At 70.9% G+C, this 15,968-nt stretch carries 11 protein-coding genes; 5 read left to right on the top strand and 6 right to left on the bottom strand.

Annotation, left to right across the window (positions count from 1 at the left end):
- Positions 1-31 precede the first annotated feature (31 nt).
- Positions 32-226 (top strand): helix-turn-helix transcriptional regulator, encoded by a 195-nt coding sequence (locus tag ACIHFE_RS00635; protein WP_400103088.1) that lies wholly within the window; start codon positions 32-34, stop codon positions 224-226.
- Between the two features lie 129 nt (positions 227-355).
- On the top strand, positions 356-589 hold the full coding sequence (locus tag ACIHFE_RS00630) for a heavy-metal-associated domain-containing protein (RefSeq protein ID WP_400103086.1): 234 nt from the start codon (positions 356-358) through the stop codon (positions 587-589).
- Between the two features lie 471 nt (positions 590-1,060).
- Here ACIHFE_RS00630 and ACIHFE_RS00625 read toward each other — a convergent pair whose 3' ends face one another.
- Both ACIHFE_RS00625 and ACIHFE_RS00620 read right to left on the bottom strand, forming a co-directional pair.
- A complete protein-coding gene (locus tag ACIHFE_RS00625; RefSeq protein ID WP_400103085.1) occupies positions 1,061-2,350 on the bottom strand; it encodes a citrate synthase in 1,290 nt (429 codons plus the stop codon).
- Positions 2,351-2,518: 168 nt separating this feature from the next.
- The gene (locus ACIHFE_RS00620) at positions 2,519-4,741 is read right to left on the bottom strand and encodes an ATP-dependent RecD-like DNA helicase (protein ID WP_400103082.1); all 2,223 of its coding nucleotides are present in this window, start codon (positions 4,739-4,741) and stop codon (positions 2,519-2,521) included.
- A 248-nt stretch (positions 4,742-4,989) separates the two neighbouring features.
- Between ACIHFE_RS00620 and ACIHFE_RS00615 the strand changes: the two genes are divergently transcribed.
- Positions 4,990-5,781 (top strand): sugar phosphate isomerase/epimerase family protein, encoded by a 792-nt coding sequence (locus ACIHFE_RS00615; RefSeq protein ID WP_400103080.1) that lies wholly within the window; start codon positions 4,990-4,992, stop codon positions 5,779-5,781.
- Positions 5,782-5,797: 16 nt separating this feature from the next.
- Here ACIHFE_RS00615 and ACIHFE_RS00610 read toward each other — a convergent pair whose 3' ends face one another.
- A complete protein-coding gene (locus ACIHFE_RS00610; RefSeq protein ID WP_400104376.1) occupies positions 5,798-6,421 on the bottom strand; it encodes a LysE family translocator in 624 nt (207 codons plus the stop codon).
- Positions 6,422-6,529: 108 nt separating this feature from the next.
- Here ACIHFE_RS00610 and ACIHFE_RS00605 point away from each other — a divergent pair, with 108 nt between their 5' ends.
- Positions 6,530-7,429 (top strand): LysR family transcriptional regulator, encoded by a 900-nt coding sequence (locus ACIHFE_RS00605; protein WP_400103078.1) that lies wholly within the window; start codon positions 6,530-6,532, stop codon positions 7,427-7,429.
- Positions 7,430-7,795: 366 nt separating this feature from the next.
- Positions 7,796-8,413, top strand: a complete 618-nt coding sequence (locus ACIHFE_RS00600; RefSeq protein WP_400103076.1) for a hypothetical protein — start codon at positions 7,796-7,798, stop codon at positions 8,411-8,413.
- A gap of 26 nt (positions 8,414-8,439) precedes the next feature.
- Here the strand turns inward: ACIHFE_RS00600 and ACIHFE_RS00595 are convergent, their stop codons facing one another.
- The 3 genes from ACIHFE_RS00595 to kdpB form a co-directional block, all read right to left on the bottom strand.
- Positions 8,440-9,867, bottom strand: a complete 1,428-nt coding sequence (locus tag ACIHFE_RS00595; protein ID WP_400103074.1) for a S28 family serine protease — start codon at positions 9,865-9,867, stop codon at positions 8,440-8,442.
- A gap of 74 nt (positions 9,868-9,941) precedes the next feature.
- Positions 9,942-13,724: an ABC transporter ATP-binding protein gene (locus ACIHFE_RS00590; protein WP_400103072.1), complete on the bottom strand. Its 3,783-nt coding sequence runs from the start codon at positions 13,722-13,724 to the stop codon at positions 9,942-9,944.
- 72 nt (positions 13,725-13,796) lie between these two features.
- Positions 13,797-15,947, bottom strand: a complete 2,151-nt coding sequence (kdpB, locus tag ACIHFE_RS00585; RefSeq protein ID WP_400103070.1) for a potassium-transporting ATPase subunit KdpB — start codon at positions 15,945-15,947, stop codon at positions 13,797-13,799.
- Between the last annotated feature and the right edge of the window lie 21 nt (positions 15,948-15,968).

Below are 15,968 nucleotides of genomic sequence, written 5' to 3'. Positions count from 1 at the left end.
GCGGCTGCGGCGCAGCGGAGAGGCGCGAGAGATGACCGACCGTCGACTCTGGTCCTACCGGGAGATCGCAGCGCACATCGGGGTGCAGACCGACACCGTGCGTTCCTATCGCAAGCACGGCCTGCTGCCCAGCCCGGATCTCACCGAAGGCGGAAAACCTTATTGGTTCGCCGACACCATCCGGATCTGGGTGGCCCAGCGCCCCGGCAATCGCCCCCGACGCTAAGACCCCGACGCTCCTCATACCCCCTGGGGGAATACCCCCAGGGGGTATAGTGTTGACGCAGGAACCGGCCGATCGGGCACCTGCCGAACGGCCGGCACATTGTTCACAGCCTTCACAAGGAGCACCGGCATGACTTCCGAGACGAACACCGCCTCCACCGTCGTCTACCAGGTGAGCGGGATGACCTGCGGCCACTGCGAGGGTGCGGTCAACAGCGAGATCTCCGCCATCGCGGGGGTCACCTCGGTCAAGGCCGATGCCACCACCGGCCGGGTCACCGTCACCGCCACCGGCCCGCTGGACGACGAGGCCGTACGGGCCGCCGTGGACGAGGCCGGCTATGAACTGGCCGGGCGCGCCTGAGCGAGCTGCCCCCTACCGCCTCACCTGAGCCCTGATTTCCCCATCAGGGCTCTTGCCCTTTTACACCCCTTTTGCCAAGAGACCTAGATCACAAGCATTTGGGGGTAACCATTTCGGCCATCGATTGGTCTAACCAGGCAGTGCTGGACCGTCTTGGGGGACGGTCGGGCCACGCGTGGCCGGGGCACGTACCCGGGGAGCTTTGAGCGGCCCTCCCGTACGTACGCGTCCCGGCAGATGCGTGCCGCCACGGACTCCCGGGCGGATCCCGTGGGGGGAATCCGAGCCGGGCGGAAAACGCCCCGTTCCGACCCGTGGGGGGATCGGACACGGGGCGTTTTTCATTTGCCGTCCGTCTTTCGCCCGAGATGCGGGCTTACTTCGCCTTTACCTGTATAAAAACCGGACGCCCCGGCCCCGCCTCCGCAAGGAAGGCCGGGCCGGGGCGCCTGGGTGCGGGCGGCCGGTGCGTCAGCGCTGTGCGACGGGCACGAAGTCGCGCTCCACCACACCGGTGTAGATCTGCCGCGGGCGGCCGATCCGGGAACCCGGCTCCTTGATCATCTCGTGCCACTGGGCGATCCAGCCGGGGAGCCGGCCGAGCGCGAAGAGCACGGTGAACATCTCGCTGGGGAAGCCCATGGCCCGGTAGATCAGGCCGGTGTAGAAGTCCACGTTGGGGTAGAGGTTGCGCGAGACGAAGTAGTCGTCGCTGAGCGCGTGCTCCTCCAGCTTGAGCGCGATGTCCAGCAGCTCGTCGGACTTGCCGAGGGCGGCCAGCACATCGTGCGCCGCGGCCTTGATGATCTTGGCGCGCGGGTCGAAGCTCTTGTAGACCCGGTGCCCGAAGCCCATCAGGCGGACGCCGTCCTCCTTGTTCTTCACCTTGCGGATGAAGGCGTCCACATCACCGCCGGAGGCGGCGATGGACTCCAGCATCTCCAGCACCGCCTGGTTGGCGCCGCCGTGCAGCGGACCCCACAGGGCGTTGATGCCGGCCGAGATGGAGGCGAACAGGTTGGCCTGCGAGGAGCCCACCAGGCGCACCGTGGAGGTGGAGCAGTTCTGCTCGTGGTCGGCGTGCAGGATCAGCAGCTTGTCCAGGGCGCTGACCACCACCGGGTCCAGCTCGAACTCGGCGGCCGGCACCGAGAAGGTCATGCGCAGGAAGTTCTCGACATAGCCGAGGTCGTTACGCGGGTAGACCACCGGGTGGCCGATCGACTTCTTGTAGGCGTAGGCCGCGATGGTGGGCAGCTTGGCCAGCAGGCGGATGGTGGAGAGGTTCCGCTGCTTCTCGTCGAAGGGGTTGTGGCTGTCCTGGTAGAAGGTCGACAGCGCGCTGACCACGGAGGACAGCATGGCCATCGGGTGCGCGTCACGCGGGAAGCCGTCGTAGAACCGCTTGACGTCCTCGTGCAGCAGGGTGTGCCGGGTGATCTCGTCCTGGAAGCGCGACAGCTCGTCCGCGGTGGGCAGCTCGCCGTTGATCAGCAGGTACGCGGTCTCGATGAAGGTGCTGCGCTCGGCCAGCTGCTCGATCGGGTAGCCGCGGTAGCGCAGGATGCCCTGCTCACCGTCGAGGTAGGTGATGGCGGACTTGTAGGCGGCGGTGTTGCCGTAACCGGAGTCCAGGGTCACCAGACCGGTCTGGGCACGCAGCTTGCCGATATCGAAGCCCTTGTCGCCGACAGTGCTGCCGACCACCGGGTAGGTGTATTCGCCGTCCCCGTAACGCAGTACTACAGAGTTGTCGCTCACGTCATCCCTCACCGACGTTGTGCCTCTTCTTTGAGGTGCCCTGACTACCCCTACCTTCCCCCATTTGGCCCAGGAACGTGCACTCGGGGTCGGCCATAGGGCCTATGGACGGCACTCAGTGCCGCCAACCTGGCCATACTGCCCCCTTCGTCCAGATTGGTAAACCGTTCAGAGACGAACAACACCTCCGGCCCCGAGCCGGTGATCGAGGGCGGTGCAGCGCCGGCCCGCTCCGACCGTACGCACCGCCTGCCCCAGGGCCCGCCGGGAGCCCACCAGCACCACCAACCGTTTTGCCCTGGTCACCGCGGTATAGAGCAGATTGCGCTGGAGCATGGTCCAGGCGCTGGTGGTGACCGGGATCACCACGGCGGGATACTCGCTGCCCTGAGAGCGGTGGATGGTCACCGCATAGGCGTGCGCCAGCTCGTCCAGCTCGTCGAAGTCATAGGCGATCTCCTCATCCTCGTCGGTGCGGACGGTCAGCCGCTGCTCCACCGTGTCCAGCGCGGTGACCACCCCCACCGTGCCGTTGAAGACGCCATTGGCGCCCTTCTCATAGTTGTTGCGGATCTGGGTGACCTTGTCGCCGACCCGGAACACCCGGCCGCCGAAGCGGCGCTCCGCCAGGTCCGGGCGGGCGGGGGTGATGGCCTGCTGGAGCAGGCCGTTGAGGTGGCCGGCGCCGGCCGGGCCGCGGTGCATGGGGGCCAGCACCTGGACATCCCGGCGCGGGTCCAGGCCGAATCTGGCGGGGACGCGCCGGGCGGCGACATCCACCGTGAGCCGGCCCGCCTCCTCGGTGTCCTCCTCCACAAACAGGAAGAAGTCGGCCAGGCCCGAAGTGATCGGGCTCTGCCCGGAGTTGATGCGGTGGGCGTTGGACACCACCCCGGACTGCTGGGCCTGCCGGAAGATCCGGGTGAGCCGGACCGCCGGCACCGGGCTGCCCGGGGCGAGCAGATCGCGCAGCACCTCGCCGGCGCCCACCGAGGGAAGCTGGTCCACATCCCCCACCAGCAGCAGATGGGCGCCCGGCGGCACCGCCTTGGCCAGCTTGTTGGCCAGCAGCAGGTCCAGCATGGAAGCCTCGTCCACCACCACCAGGTCGGCGTCCAGCGGGCGGTCCTTGTCATAGGCCGCGTCCCCGCCCGGCTTGAGCTCCAACAGCCGGTGCACGGTGGAGGATTCGGCCCCGGTGAGCTCGGCCAGGCGCTTGGCGGCCCGGCCGGTGGGCGCGGCCAGCACCACCTTGGCCTTCTTGGCCCGCGCCAGCTCCACCACCGAGCGCACCGTGAAGGACTTGCCGCAGCCCGGGCCTCCGGTGAGCACCGCCACCCGGCTGGTCAGGGCCAGCCGGACGGCCTGCTGCTGCTCGGGCGCCAACTCGGCGCCGGTGCGCGCCGCCAGCCAGGCCAGCGCCTTGTCCCAGTCGATGTCCCGGAAGGCGGCCAGCCGGTCCTCGGAGCAGCGCAGCAGTCTCGACAGCTGCCCGGCCAGGGAGAGTTCGGCCCGATGGAAGGGGACCAGATAGACGGCGGTGACCGGCTGCCCGTCCTCCGGCCCGGGGACGGTCTCCCGCACCACCCCCTCGGGATCGGCGGCCAGTTCGGCCAGGCACTCGATGACCAGCCCGGTGTCCACCTGGAGGAGTTTCACCCCGTCCGCGATCAGCCGCTCCTCGGGCAGAAAGCAGTGGCCCTGGTCGGTGGACTGCGAAAGGGCGTACTGCAGACCGGCCTTGACCCGGTCCGGGCTGTCATGCGGGATGCCCACGGCCTGGGCGATGCGGTCGGCGGTCAGGAAGCCGATGCCCCAGACATCGGCGGCCAGCCGGTAGGGCTGGTTGCGCACCACCGAGATGGAGGCGTCGCCGTACTTCTTGTAGATGCGTACCGCGATGGAGGTGGAGACGCCCACGCCCTGGAGGAAGACCATCACCTCCTTGATGGCCTTCTGCTCCTCCCAGGCGGCGCCGATCATCTTCGTCCGCTTGGGGCCCAGGCCGGGGACCTCGATCAGCCGGCCGGGCTCCTTCTCGATGACCTCCAGGGTGTCGATGCCGAAGTGCTCGGTTATGCGGTCGGCGATGCGCGGGCCGATCCCCTTGATCAGGCCGGAGCCCAGATAGCGGCGGATGCCCTGGACGGTGGCGGGCAGCACGGTGGTGTAGTTCTCCACCGTGAACTGGCGGCCGTACTGCGGGTGGGAGCCCCAGCGGCCCTCCAGGCGCAGCGACTCGCCGGGCTGCGCGCCGAGCAGCGAGCCGACCACCGTGAGGAGTTCGCCCCCGCCGCGGCCGGTGTCCACCCGGGCGACGGTGTAGCCGTTCTCCTCATTGGCATAGGTGATCCGCTCGAGAACCCCTTCGAGGACCGCCAGTTGAACCATGGTCCGACGGTACAGCGGGGGTCGGACAGCACTTGGCGGCCCCTGGAATTCGAGGGGCCCGGTCCCTGACCGAGCCCCTCGTCTCCCCCCGCCGGCTTCCCCTTATCCCCCCGGATGTCTCCCCCCGGGAAGCCGGATGCCAGATACGACCCGTGGGAGCGGCGCAGGGTTGCAGCCGATCCGAAGCGTTATCAATCCGTTACCCGCGGTGGTGGCCGTCCCGCCCGCCGCCCGGGAAGCCGTTGACCATGAAACTGGCTTTCTCCACCCTCGGTGTCCCCGGTCTGCCGATCCCCGATGTGCTGCGGCTCGCCACCACCCATGGCTATGCGGGGGTGGAACTGCGCGCGCACCCCGAGGAACCGGTGAATCTCGGCTTCCCGCCCGAGATGCGGGCGGAGACGGTGCGGCGGTTCGCCGACGCGGGCGTGCTCCCACTGTCCGTGGCCGGCTACGCCCAGGTGGCGGCGCCCGGACCGGACGAGCCGGTGGTGGACCAGCTGACGGAGCTGATCCATCTCGCCGCGGACCTGGGCGCCCCCTTTGTCCGGGTCTTCCCCGGCGGCGGCGACCAGCCGGCCGGGCAGGCCGACGCGCAGGCGGCGCGGCGGCTGGGCGCGGTGGCCCCGGCGGCCGCGGACGCCGGGGTGCGGATGCTGCTGGAGACCCATGACTCACACCGCCGGGCCGAGGATGTGGAACGGGTGCTGGGCCTGGTGGGGCACCGTCAGGTGGGCGCGCTCTGGGATGTGCTGCACACCTGGCTGGCCGGCGAGGCACCGGAGACCAGCGTTCCGGCGCTGACGCCCTACCTGGGCTATGTCCAGGTCAAGGATGTCGCCTCGGCGGACGACCTGACTCCGCTGCCGCCGGGCAAGGGCGCGCTGCCGCTGGGTGCCGCGGTGGCGGCGCTGTACCGGGCCGGCTGGGACGGGTGGCTGTGCTGGGAGTACGAGAAGCGGTGGCATGCGGGGGCCGCGCCGTTCACCCAAGTCGCGGACGCCGGGCGGGAGTTCCTGGACCGCCTGGTCGCGGGGTAGCCCGTCCGGGCCGCCCTCAGTCCGTCGCCACGGCCACCGCGCACCCGGCCAGCACCACACCCATCACCCCGCGCTGCGCCCGCAGCCACCCGGGCCGGGCCCGCAGGAAGGCCGACAGTGATCCCGCGGTCAGCGCTATCAGCGCGTTGACGCTCACCGCCACCGTGATCTGGACCAGTCCCAGCAGCAGGGACTGCACCGGCACCGCGCCCCGGTCCGGGTCCACGAACTGCGGCAGCACCGACACATAGAGCACCGCGATCTTGGGGTTGAGCAGATTGGTGACCAGCCCCATGGTGAACAGCCGGCGCGGCGGGTCGGGCGGCAGCGGCCTGGGCGCGAAGGGCGAGTCCCCGCCCGGCCGCAGCGCCTGCCAGGCCAGCCAGGCCAGATAGCCCGCTCCGGCCAGCTTGACCGCCTGGTAGACCACCGGCACCAGGGAGAACAGGGTGGCGATGCCGGCCACCGCGGCCAGCAGATAGACAAAGAAGCCCGCGGCCACCCCCAGCAGCGAGACCAGCCCGGCCCGCCGTCCCTGGGTCACCGACCGGGACACCAGGTACATCATGTTCGGTCCGGGAGTGAGCACCAGGCCCAGCGCCACCAGCGCCATGCCCAGCATGGCGTGCACAGAGATCACATGCATGCGAGGAGCATCACCCGCACCAACCATGTAGCACCAGCGCGTGGTTCTGCATGATGGGATTCAGCAACGCTCAACAATGCTCGACCAGGAGGGGGCCGGGACATGCTGGACCTGACGCGGCTGCGCGCCCTGCACGCCGTCTCGTTGCATGGCTCGGTCAGCGCCGCCGCCCTCGCCCTGGGCTACACCCCGTCCGCGATCTCCCAGGCCATCGCCAAGCTGGAGCGCGAGACCCGCACCACCCTGCTGGAGCGGCGCGGACGCGGGGTGGTGCTCACCGATGCCGCCGAGGCGCTGGCCCGGGCCGCCGCCGAACTGCTGGCGCTGGCCGAGCGGGCGGAGAGCGAGCTGGAGGAGCGGCGCGGCAAGCCCGCCGGCCGGCTGGCCATCGGGGCCTTCGCCACCGCCGCCCGCGATCTGCTGCCCGGGGTGCTGGCCGCGCTCGCCCGGGAACACCCCGCGCTGGATGTGCGGATGACGGAGGTGGACCCGCATCTGTCGGTGGACCTGGTGGCCCGGGGCGCCCTGGACCTGGCGGTGGCGCACGACTGGGACTCGGTGCCCCGCCCCGCGCCGGAGGGCATGGAACGGGCGGAGATCGGCACCGACCACTGCGATGTCCTGGTGCCGGCCGGCCATCCGCTGGCCGGCCGGGACACCCTGGTCCCCGCCGACCTGGCGCACCACCGGTGGATCTGCCAGCCGCCCGGCACGGTCTGCCACGCCTGGCTGATCCGCACCCTGCGGGCCACCGGCCATGAGCCCGAAGTCGCCTACCAGGTGGCCGAGTTCCACACCCAGCTGGCCCTGGTGGCGGCCGGCCTGGGCATCGCCCTGGTCCCCCGCCTGGGCCGGGGTCCGCTGCCCCCGGAAGTACGGGCCCTGCCCCTGGAACCGGCGCCGGTGCGCCGGGTGTCCGCCTACTGGCGCACCGGCGCCGCCCGCCGCCCCGCCGTCGCCGAAACCGTCCACCTCCTGCGCACGCGCTGGGGCGCCCGGTAAGGGGCGCGGGGAACTGCGCGACCAGCCACCCATGGCCCGCGGCCGAACGACAAGGGACATCGGCAGACGCCCGTATCGTCACCAGGCGCAGCCCGGTGGGCGCAACCGCGCGGGAACCCCCGAGCCCGGCCCCGCGTCAAAGCGCCGTGCCGTCGGGGAGTCCGCGGTGCGCGGCCGGCGCCCCCGCCCCCGCCCGCGGCCGACGGCACGCCGCCGCCCGGTGCGCCCCCTGCCAACCACACCGGCGGCGGCCCCACTTGGCGCGCCGGGCCACACACCCATGCGCCCCCGGAAGTCACCAGCACACCTGGCGAGCCACACCCCCATGCGGTAACCCTGGTGGGAACCCTGCTCGTTGGGAGCTGTATGCGCCATCCCGCGCTACCGACAGCGCTGTTCGTCCTCGCCGTGCTCTACGCACCGGTCGCCCTCACCGACTGCCACACCCCGGGCCGCGAGGACCCCGGAGCGGCGGCGGCCGGCGGTGAGCGGGAGACACCCCCGCCCGCCCCGGTCTACCTGGCGCGGGACGCCTGTGCCGGGCCCGCTCCGGGCCACACCCAGCTGGACTGCGCGGATCCCCGGGCCGTCGCCCGGGTGCTGGCCCGCTACAACGGGCCGCCGGACAGCGGCCCCCGCTGCCCGGCGGACACCGACTTCGTCCTCCGCCTCTCAGCCGTGAACGCCGGGGACTCGGAGGATCTCAGCGCCCCCGAGGGCTATGCCTGTATGCGCGGTCTGCACCCACCGCACCCGGGCGACCCGGGCATGGGCGGCGGTCCGCTGACCGTGCTCGGCGACTGCGTCTACACCGAGCGCCCCGGGGTGGTGAAGGAGACCGCCTGCGACGGCTCGCACGCCCACCCGCCGGAGTACCGGATCGCGACGGCGGCGCACACCCGGGACGCCTGCCCGGATGGCACCGACCTCTATGTACACATCGGCGGCGGGACACCCATCGGGTGTGCCCGCCGCCTGAGTTGACGCGAAACCGGCGCGAAACCGGTCGGCTACGGCCGCAGGGAGGTCATCCGCTCCGGCTGCGCCTTGTCCAGCTTGGCGTCGTACGGCGCCAGCGGCTGGGCACGCCGCTCGTCCCGCTGTACGGCCGCGGGCGCCACGCCCGCCCAGCGCAGCACCTCGGCGGTGGCGGTGGCCCGCTCATCGGCCACCAGCTGCGCGATGTTGGAGCCATGGTTGCCGCCCGGCGCGAAGAACCGGTAGTCATGCCGGGCCTCGGCGCCCTTGCCCACGCTGAACGGCTTGGCACCCCACGGATCGTTCTGCCCGTAGACGAACAGCATCTGCCTGCTGTCCTGGCGCACCCAGCGGTCGACGTCCGCCATCTCTCCCGGGTGCCACTTCATCGGTATGTCGCGCGGGACGTAGACCCGCGGCTGGTTGATGCCCGGGTAGCGCAACTCCCCCTTGAGCTGGGGGTACTTGACGTGGGGGTAACCCAGCTCGGTGCCCGCCTGGTAGTAGTACGGGGTGAACCGCTCCATGCCCTGGTCGGTGTAGCCGTCAAAGCCCGAGATGTCGTCGATGAACTTGTACAGCACATCGGTGGACGCCTTGGTGGCCGGCACCGAGGCACAGTCGCTCTGCAGGTGGTACTGCCAGAACGACCACACCAGGTCGAGCACCACATTCTCGTACGCCTTGTCGGCGCTGCCGACGACCTTGAAGGTCTTGCCGTTGTCCCGGGCCCACTTGGTGTAGCGGTCGACGATCTCCTTGCGGCGCACCAGCGCCTCACGCTGCACCGAGTTGAGCTGCTTGCGGCAGGCCGCGTCGCCCACGGTGGCGAAGAACTTGTCGTAGGCCGAACCCTCCTTGGTCACCACGTCATTGGGAGCGACATAGGCGACGGTGCCATTCATGTCGTGCGGGAAGAAACGGCGGTAGTAGGTGGCGGTCATGCCGCCCTTGCTGCCGCCGGTGGCCAGCCAGTTCTTGTTGTATACGGGCTTGAGCGCCTGGTAGAGGCGGTGCTGGTCATTGGCCGCCTGCCAGATGTCCAGCTTGGACCAGTCGGCGGGCTGCGGCCGGGACGGAGTGAAGAAGCGGTACTCCATCGAGACCTGGTTGCCGTCCACGATCCGGGTCGGCTCGCTGCGGCTGGGGGTGGTGGAAACGTTGTAGCCGGAGGTGTAGAAGACGGTGGGCCGGTCAGTGGCCTTGTGCAGCAGGGTGAAACGCTGCTCGAAGGTCCCCCGGTCCGGGTGACGGTGGTCTATCGGCTGCCGGTAGGTCAACACGAGGTAGCGGTAGCCCGGATAGGACTTCTCCTCGACAAACCGCATCCCGGGAATCTTCAGGATGCGGTCCTTGATGTCCGGCTCGGTGGCGGTGGCCGCCCCGGCGGTCACGGTGCCGGCGCCGAGTGCTCCTATCAGCACTGCCAGCGCCAGCAACCATCTGAGAGCCTTGCGCATACGCCCTCCCCTGGGTTCGCAAAGGTCGCGGCGAACCTATCGGGGGAAACATCGGACGCGCCAGACCCCTCTTGTCACACGGTGCTCGTCTCGAACTCCCCGGTGAACGTGCGCCAGAGCTGTGCGTACCGGCCGTTCAGGGCCAGCAGTTCACCATGGGTGCCGTCCTCGACCACCCGGCCATGGTCCAGCACCACCACCCGGTCGGCACGGGCGGCGGTGGTCAGCCGGTGCGCCACCACCAGGGTGGTGCGCCGCCCGGCCAGCCGGTCGGTGGCCTCGTTGACCAGTGCCTCGGTGGCCAGATCCAGGGCGGCGGTGGCCTCGTCCAGCAGCAGAATGTCCGGATCCACCAGTTCCGCCCGGGCCAGGGCGATCAACTGCCGCTGCCCGGCGGAGAGGTTACGGCCCCGCTCGGCCACCGGGTGCATAAAGCCGCCGTCCAGCCCGGCGATCATCTGGTGGGCGCCCACCGCCCGGGCCGCCGCCTCCACCTCCGCGTCACTGGCCTCCGGACGGCCATAGGCGATGGCGTCCCGGACCGTGCCGGGGAAGAGGTACGGCTCCTGCGGGACCACGCCCAGCCGTTGCCGGTAGCCGGTCATATCGAGCTCGCGCAGGTCGCGCCCGTCCACCCGGACCGCGCCCGAGGTCGGGTCGTAGAACCGGGCGACCATCTTCACCAGGGTGGACTTGCCCGCGCCGGTCTCGCCCACAAAGGCCACCGTCTGCCCGGCCGGGATGGTCAGCCGGATCCCGGCCAGCGCCTCCTCCGCCGCGCCCCGGTAGTTGAAGCACACCTCGTCGAAGACCACCTCACCGGTCAACTCCTTGACCTCGGCCGGCCGTTCGGCGGCGGGGGTGGTGGTGGGCTCACGGAGCAGCGCCTGGATGCGGCCCAGGGAGACGGTGGCCTGCTGGTAGCCGTCGAAGACCTGGGAGAGCTGCTGCACCGGCGCGAAGAACAGGTCGATATAGAGCAGATAGGCCACCAGCGCACCGGCGGTGAGGGTCCCGTCGCTCACCCGGCCGGCACCCACGATCAGCACGGCGGCCGAGGCCACCGAGGACAGCAGCTGGACAAACGGGAAGTAGACCGAGATCAGCCACTGCCCGCGCACCCGCGCCCGCCGGTACTCATCGCTGCGCCCGGCGAACCGGTCGGCGCCCGCCGCCTCCCGGCGGAACACCTGGACGATGCGCAGCCCGGCCACGCTCTCCTGGAGGTCGGCGTTGACCACCCCGACCCGTTCCCGGGCGAGTTCATAGGCCCGTACGCTCTGCCGGCGGAAGAACACCGTGCCGATCACCAGCAGCGGCAGGGTGGCGAACACCACCAGGGCCAGCTGGACGTCCAGCACCAGCAGCGCGACCAGGATGCCGAAGAATGTGAGCACCGAGACCACCGCGGTGACCAGACCGGTCTGCAGGAAGGAGGACAGGGCGTCCACATCGGTGGTCATCCGGGTCATGATCTTGCCGGTGAGCTCGCGCTCGTAGTAGTCGAGACCCAGCCGCTGCAACTGCGCGAAGATCTTCAACCGCAGGGCATAGAGCACCCGTTCACCGGTCCGCCCGGTCACCCGGGTCTCCCCCACCTGGGCGGCCCACTGCCCCAGCACCACCAGCAGGGCCAGACCGGAGGCGGCCCATACCGCGCCCAGCGCCATCCGCTGCACACCCTGGTCGATGCCATGCCGGATCAGCACCGGCAGCAGCAGTCCGGCGACCGCGTCCGCCGCCAGCAGCAGCAGGCCCAGCGCCAGCGGCGCCCCGAAACCGCGCAGCAACTGCCGCAGGCCATAGCGGGATTCGCCGCGCAGCGCGCGCTCCTCGTCCACCTCCGGGGTGTCCTCGGCCGGCGGCAGCGCGGCCACCTTGGCCAGCAGTCCGGGGTCGGCTGTCATGCCGGGGGCCGCGGACTGTTCGGCGTTGTCGGGGCGTACCCACAGCGACGGGGTGACGCCGTCGATGACCTTCCGGCCATGGCGGCGGGGCGGCGCCTCGCCGTCGAAGGCGCCGCCGGCCAGCCCGGCCGGGTCCCTGGGCGTCTCGGCCAGTTCATCGGGGTCGGTCAGCAGCCGCCGGTACAGCTCACAGCGCTCCTGCAACTCCTCGGCGGTGCCCACGTCCACCAGACGGCCGCCGTCCAGCACCGCGATCCGGTCGGCCAGTTGCAGGGTGGAGGCCCGGTGGGCGATCAGCAGGGTGGTGCGGCCGCGCATCACCGAGCGCAGCGCGGTGTGGATCTCATGTTCCACCTGGGCGTCCACCGCCGAGGTGGCGTCGTCCAGCAGCAGCAGCCGGGGGTCGGTGAGGATGGCCCGGGCCAGCGCTATCCGCTGGCGCTGGCCGCCGGAGAGGGTGAGCCCCTGCTCGCCGACCTCGGTGTCATAGCCCTCAGGCAGCGCGGAGACAAAGCCGTCGGCCTGGGCGGCGCGGGCGGCGGTGCGTATCTGCTCGTCGGTCGCCTCCGGCAGACCGTAGGCGATATTGGCGCGGATGGTGTCGGAGAACAGGAAGCTGTCCTCGGGCACCAGCCCGATGGCGGCGCGCAGCGAGGAGTGGGTCAGCTCGCGCACATCCTGGCCGCCGATGCGCACCGCGCCGGAGGTGACGTCATAGAAGCGCGGCAGCAGCAGCGCCAGGGTGGACTTGCCGCTGCCGGAGGCGCCGACCACGGCCACCGTCTCGCCGGGCTCGATGCGCAGCGAGACCTCGTCCAGCACCGGGCGCCGGTGGTCGTAGCCGAAGGAGACCCGGTCGAACTCCACCGAGGCGTCCGCGTCGGCGGGCAGCTCCCGGGCCTGCGGGTGCTCCGCCACCACCGGCTCGGTGTCGATGAGTTCCAGCACCCGCTCGACCCCGGCCCGGGCCTGCTGGCCCACGGTGAGGACCATGGTGAGCATCCGCACCGGGCCGATCAGCTGGGCCAGGTAGGTGGAGAAGGCGACAAAGGTGCCCAGGGTGATCTGCCCCCGGGTGGCCATCCAGCCGCCGAGCGCCAGCATGGCCACCTGTCCCAGGGCGGGCACGGCCTGCAGCGCGGGGGTGTAGCGGGCGTTGAGGCGCACGGTGCGCAGGCGGGCGGCGAACAGTTCGCGGCCCACCGCGCGGAGCTTGCCGGTCTCCTGGGCCTCCTGGCCGAAGCCCTTGACCACCCGGACTCCGGTGACGGCACCGTCCACCACCCCGGCCACGGCGGCCGCCTGGCCCTGGGCGTACCAGGTGGCGGGGAAGAGCCGGGCCCGGCTGCGGATGGCCAGGAACCACAGGGCCGGGGCCACCGCCAGGGCGACCACGGTCAGCAGCGGGGAGAGCACCGCCATCACCACCAGGGAGATGACGAACAGCAGAATGTTGCCGATCATCATCGGCAGCATGAACAGCAGGCTCTGCACCAGTTGCAGATCGCTGGTGCCCCGGCCGACCACCTGGCCGGTGGAGAGCTCGTCCTGGCGGACGCCGTCCAGCCGGGCGATCGAGGCGTACATCTCGGTGCGCAGATCGTGCTGGACATCCAGGGCCAGGCGTCCGCCGTAGTAGCGGCGGACATAGGTGAGGCCGTAGACCACCAGCGCGGCGACCACCAGCAGGATGGCCCAGGGGGCCAGCGGGCGCCGGTGGGAGCCGATGACATCGTCGATGATCAGCTTGGGTATCAGCGGCACCAGGGCGGTGACGGCCATGCCCAGCAGTGAGGAGCCCAGGGCCAGCAGGACCGCTCCGCGATACCGCCAGCAGTACCCCGCCAGTCTCCTGGCCCAGCCCTGCCCGGTTCCTTCCGCCGCCACCGGCCACCTCCCGTATGTGCTCAGCTGCCGGAAGGCCCCAACACCACAACCGGCGGATTTCATCCCGCCGCAACAGGGGGCAACACCGCGGTGACCGGCCGGATTCCTGGCAGCTGCCGGATTACCGGGGAAATGTCAGATTCCTGGGAGGTACTGGATCAGCAGATCGATCAGCTTGATGCCCAGGAACGGGGCGATCAGCCCGCCCAGGCCATAGCGCCCCAGGTTGCGGCGGAGCAGATCATGGGCGGAGGACGGGGCGTAGCGCACCCCGCGCAGGGCCAGCGGGATCAGGGCGACGATCACCAGGGCGTTGAAGATGATCGCCGAGGCGATGGCCGAGGTGGGGCTGTGCAGGCCCATGATGTTGAGCTTCTCCAGGCCCTCATAGCCGGCCACCCCGCCGAACATGGCGGGCACGATGGCGAAGTACTTGGCCACGTCATTGCAGATGGAGAAGGTGGTCAGGGCGCCCCGGGTGATCAGCAGCTGTTTGCCGACCTCGACGATCTCGATCAGCTTGGTGGGGTTGGAGTCCAGGTCCACCATGTTCCCGGCCTCCTTGGCGGCCGGAGTGCCGCTGTTCATGGCCACCCCGACATCGGCCTGGGCCAGCGCGGGGGCGTCATTGGTGCCGTCGCCGGTCATGGCGACCAGATTGCCGCCCTGCTGCTCCGCACGGATGCGGGCCAGCTTGTCCTCGGGGGTGGCCTCGGCCAGGAAGTCGTCCACCCCGGCCTCGGCGGCGATGGCCTTGGCGGTGAGCGGGTTGTCACCAGTGATCATCACGGTCTTGATGCCCATGGCGCGCAGGTCGGCGAAGCGCTCGGCGATGCCGGGCTTGACCATGTCCTTGAGGTGGACGGCGCCCAGCACCCGGGCGCCGTCCACGTCCTCCATCGCGACCAGCAGCGGGGTGCCGCCGCCGGCCGCGATGGAGTCGGCGATCCAGCCGGCCTCGGCGGGCACGCTGCCGCCGCGCACGGCGACCCAGTTGAGCACCGCCGAGGCGGCGCCCTTGCGGATCCGGCACACCTCGCCCTCCCAGGCGAAGTCCACGCCGCTCATCCGGGTCTGGGCGCTGAAGGGAACGAACCGGCCGTGTGCCAGCTCCTGTTGGGGACGTTCGCGCAGCCCGTACCGCTCCCGGGCCAGCGTCAGGATGGAGCGGCCCTCCGGAGTCTCGTCCGCCAGCGAGGCCAACTGGGCGGCGTCCGCCAGCAGTTCGGCGGCCACGCCCTTGACCGGGACGAACTCGGCGGCCTGCCGGTTGCCCAGGGTGATGGTGCCGGTCTTGTCCAGCAGCAGGGTGCTGACATCACCGGCCGCCTCAACGGCCCGTCCGGACAGGGCGATCACATTGCGCTGCACCAGCCGGTCCATGCCCGCGATGCCGATGGCGGACAGCAGCGCCCCGATGGTGGTGGGGATCAGGGTGACCAGCAAGGCCACCAGCACGGTGATGGTCTGGGGGGCGCCCGCGTAGTCGGCCATCGGCTGGAGGCTGACCACGGCCAGGATGAAGACCACGGTCAGCGCGGCCAGCAGGATGTTCAGCGCCAGCTCATTGGGGGTCTTCTGCCGGGAGGTGCCCTCCACCAGCCCGATCATGCGGTCCAGGAAGGTGTTGCCGACCCGCGAGGTGATCCGGACCACGATCCGGTCGGAGAGCACGGTGGTGCCGCCGGTGACCGAGCTGCGGTCGCCGCCGGACTCCCGGATGACCGGCGCGGACTCGCCGGTGATCGCCGACTCGTCCACGGCGGCGACCCCGTCCACCACCTCGCCGTCACCCGGCACCACCTCGCCGGCCTCCACCACCACCACATCATGGGGCTGGAGCCCGGCGGCCGGAACGCGCTCTTCCGCCCAGTCCCGGGGCCCGCTGCCGACCCGCCAGGACCGCAGCCGACGGGCCACCGTGCCGGCCCGGGCCCGGCGCAGGGTCTCCGCCTGCGCCTTGCCACGGCCCTCGGCCACCGCCTCGGCCAGATTGGCGAAGATCACCGTGAGCCAGAGCCAGCCGCTGATCAGCCAGCTGAACACCGAGGGGCTGAACAGCGCGGACAGCGTGGTCAGCGCGGAGCCGACCTCCACCACAAACAGCACCGGGTGGCGCACCATCACCCGGGGGTGCAGCTTGCGCACCGCCTCCGGGAAGGCGGTGACCAGCTGCCGGGGGTCGACCGCCCCGCCGGCCACCCGCCGGTGCCGTCTGCGGCGCGAGGGCTCCGGCGGCGCGGGGATCGGCGGGGTGACGTCCTGCTCGGGGGCCAGGTGCAGCATCGGGTGCCTTTGCCGGTTCGG

Origin of the sequence: Streptomyces sp. NPDC052396 (assembly GCF_044593195.1) — a bacterium.
Lineage (GTDB): Bacteria > Actinomycetota > Actinomycetes > Streptomycetales > Streptomycetaceae > Streptomyces.
This window is presented reverse-complemented; position numbering and strand designations above follow the sequence as displayed.

Bases quoted from the DNA above. Each gene is read 5' to 3' on its own strand.
- ACIHFE_RS00635 (WP_400103088.1), top strand. From the start codon at position 32: ATGACCGACCGTCGACTCTGGTCCTACCGGGAGATCGCAGCGCACATC.
- ACIHFE_RS00630 (WP_400103086.1), top strand. From the start codon at position 356: ATGACTTCCGAGACGAACACCGCCTCCACCGTCGTCTACCAGGTGAGC.
- ACIHFE_RS00620 (WP_400103082.1), bottom strand. From the start codon at position 4,741: ATGGTTCAACTGGCGGTCCTCGAAGGGGTTCTCGAGCGGATCACCTAT.
- ACIHFE_RS00615 (WP_400103080.1), top strand. From the start codon at position 4,990: ATGAAACTGGCTTTCTCCACCCTCGGTGTCCCCGGTCTGCCGATCCCC.
- ACIHFE_RS00605 (WP_400103078.1), top strand. From the start codon at position 6,530: ATGCTGGACCTGACGCGGCTGCGCGCCCTGCACGCCGTCTCGTTGCAT.
- ACIHFE_RS00600 (WP_400103076.1), top strand. From the start codon at position 7,796: ATGCGCCATCCCGCGCTACCGACAGCGCTGTTCGTCCTCGCCGTGCTC.
- ACIHFE_RS00595 (WP_400103074.1), bottom strand. From the start codon at position 9,867: ATGCGCAAGGCTCTCAGATGGTTGCTGGCGCTGGCAGTGCTGATAGGA.
- ACIHFE_RS00590 (WP_400103072.1), bottom strand. From the start codon at position 13,724: ATGAAATCCGCCGGTTGTGGTGTTGGGGCCTTCCGGCAGCTGAGCACA.
- kdpB (WP_400103070.1), bottom strand. From the start codon at position 15,947: ATGCTGCACCTGGCCCCCGAGCAGGACGTCACCCCGCCGATCCCCGCG.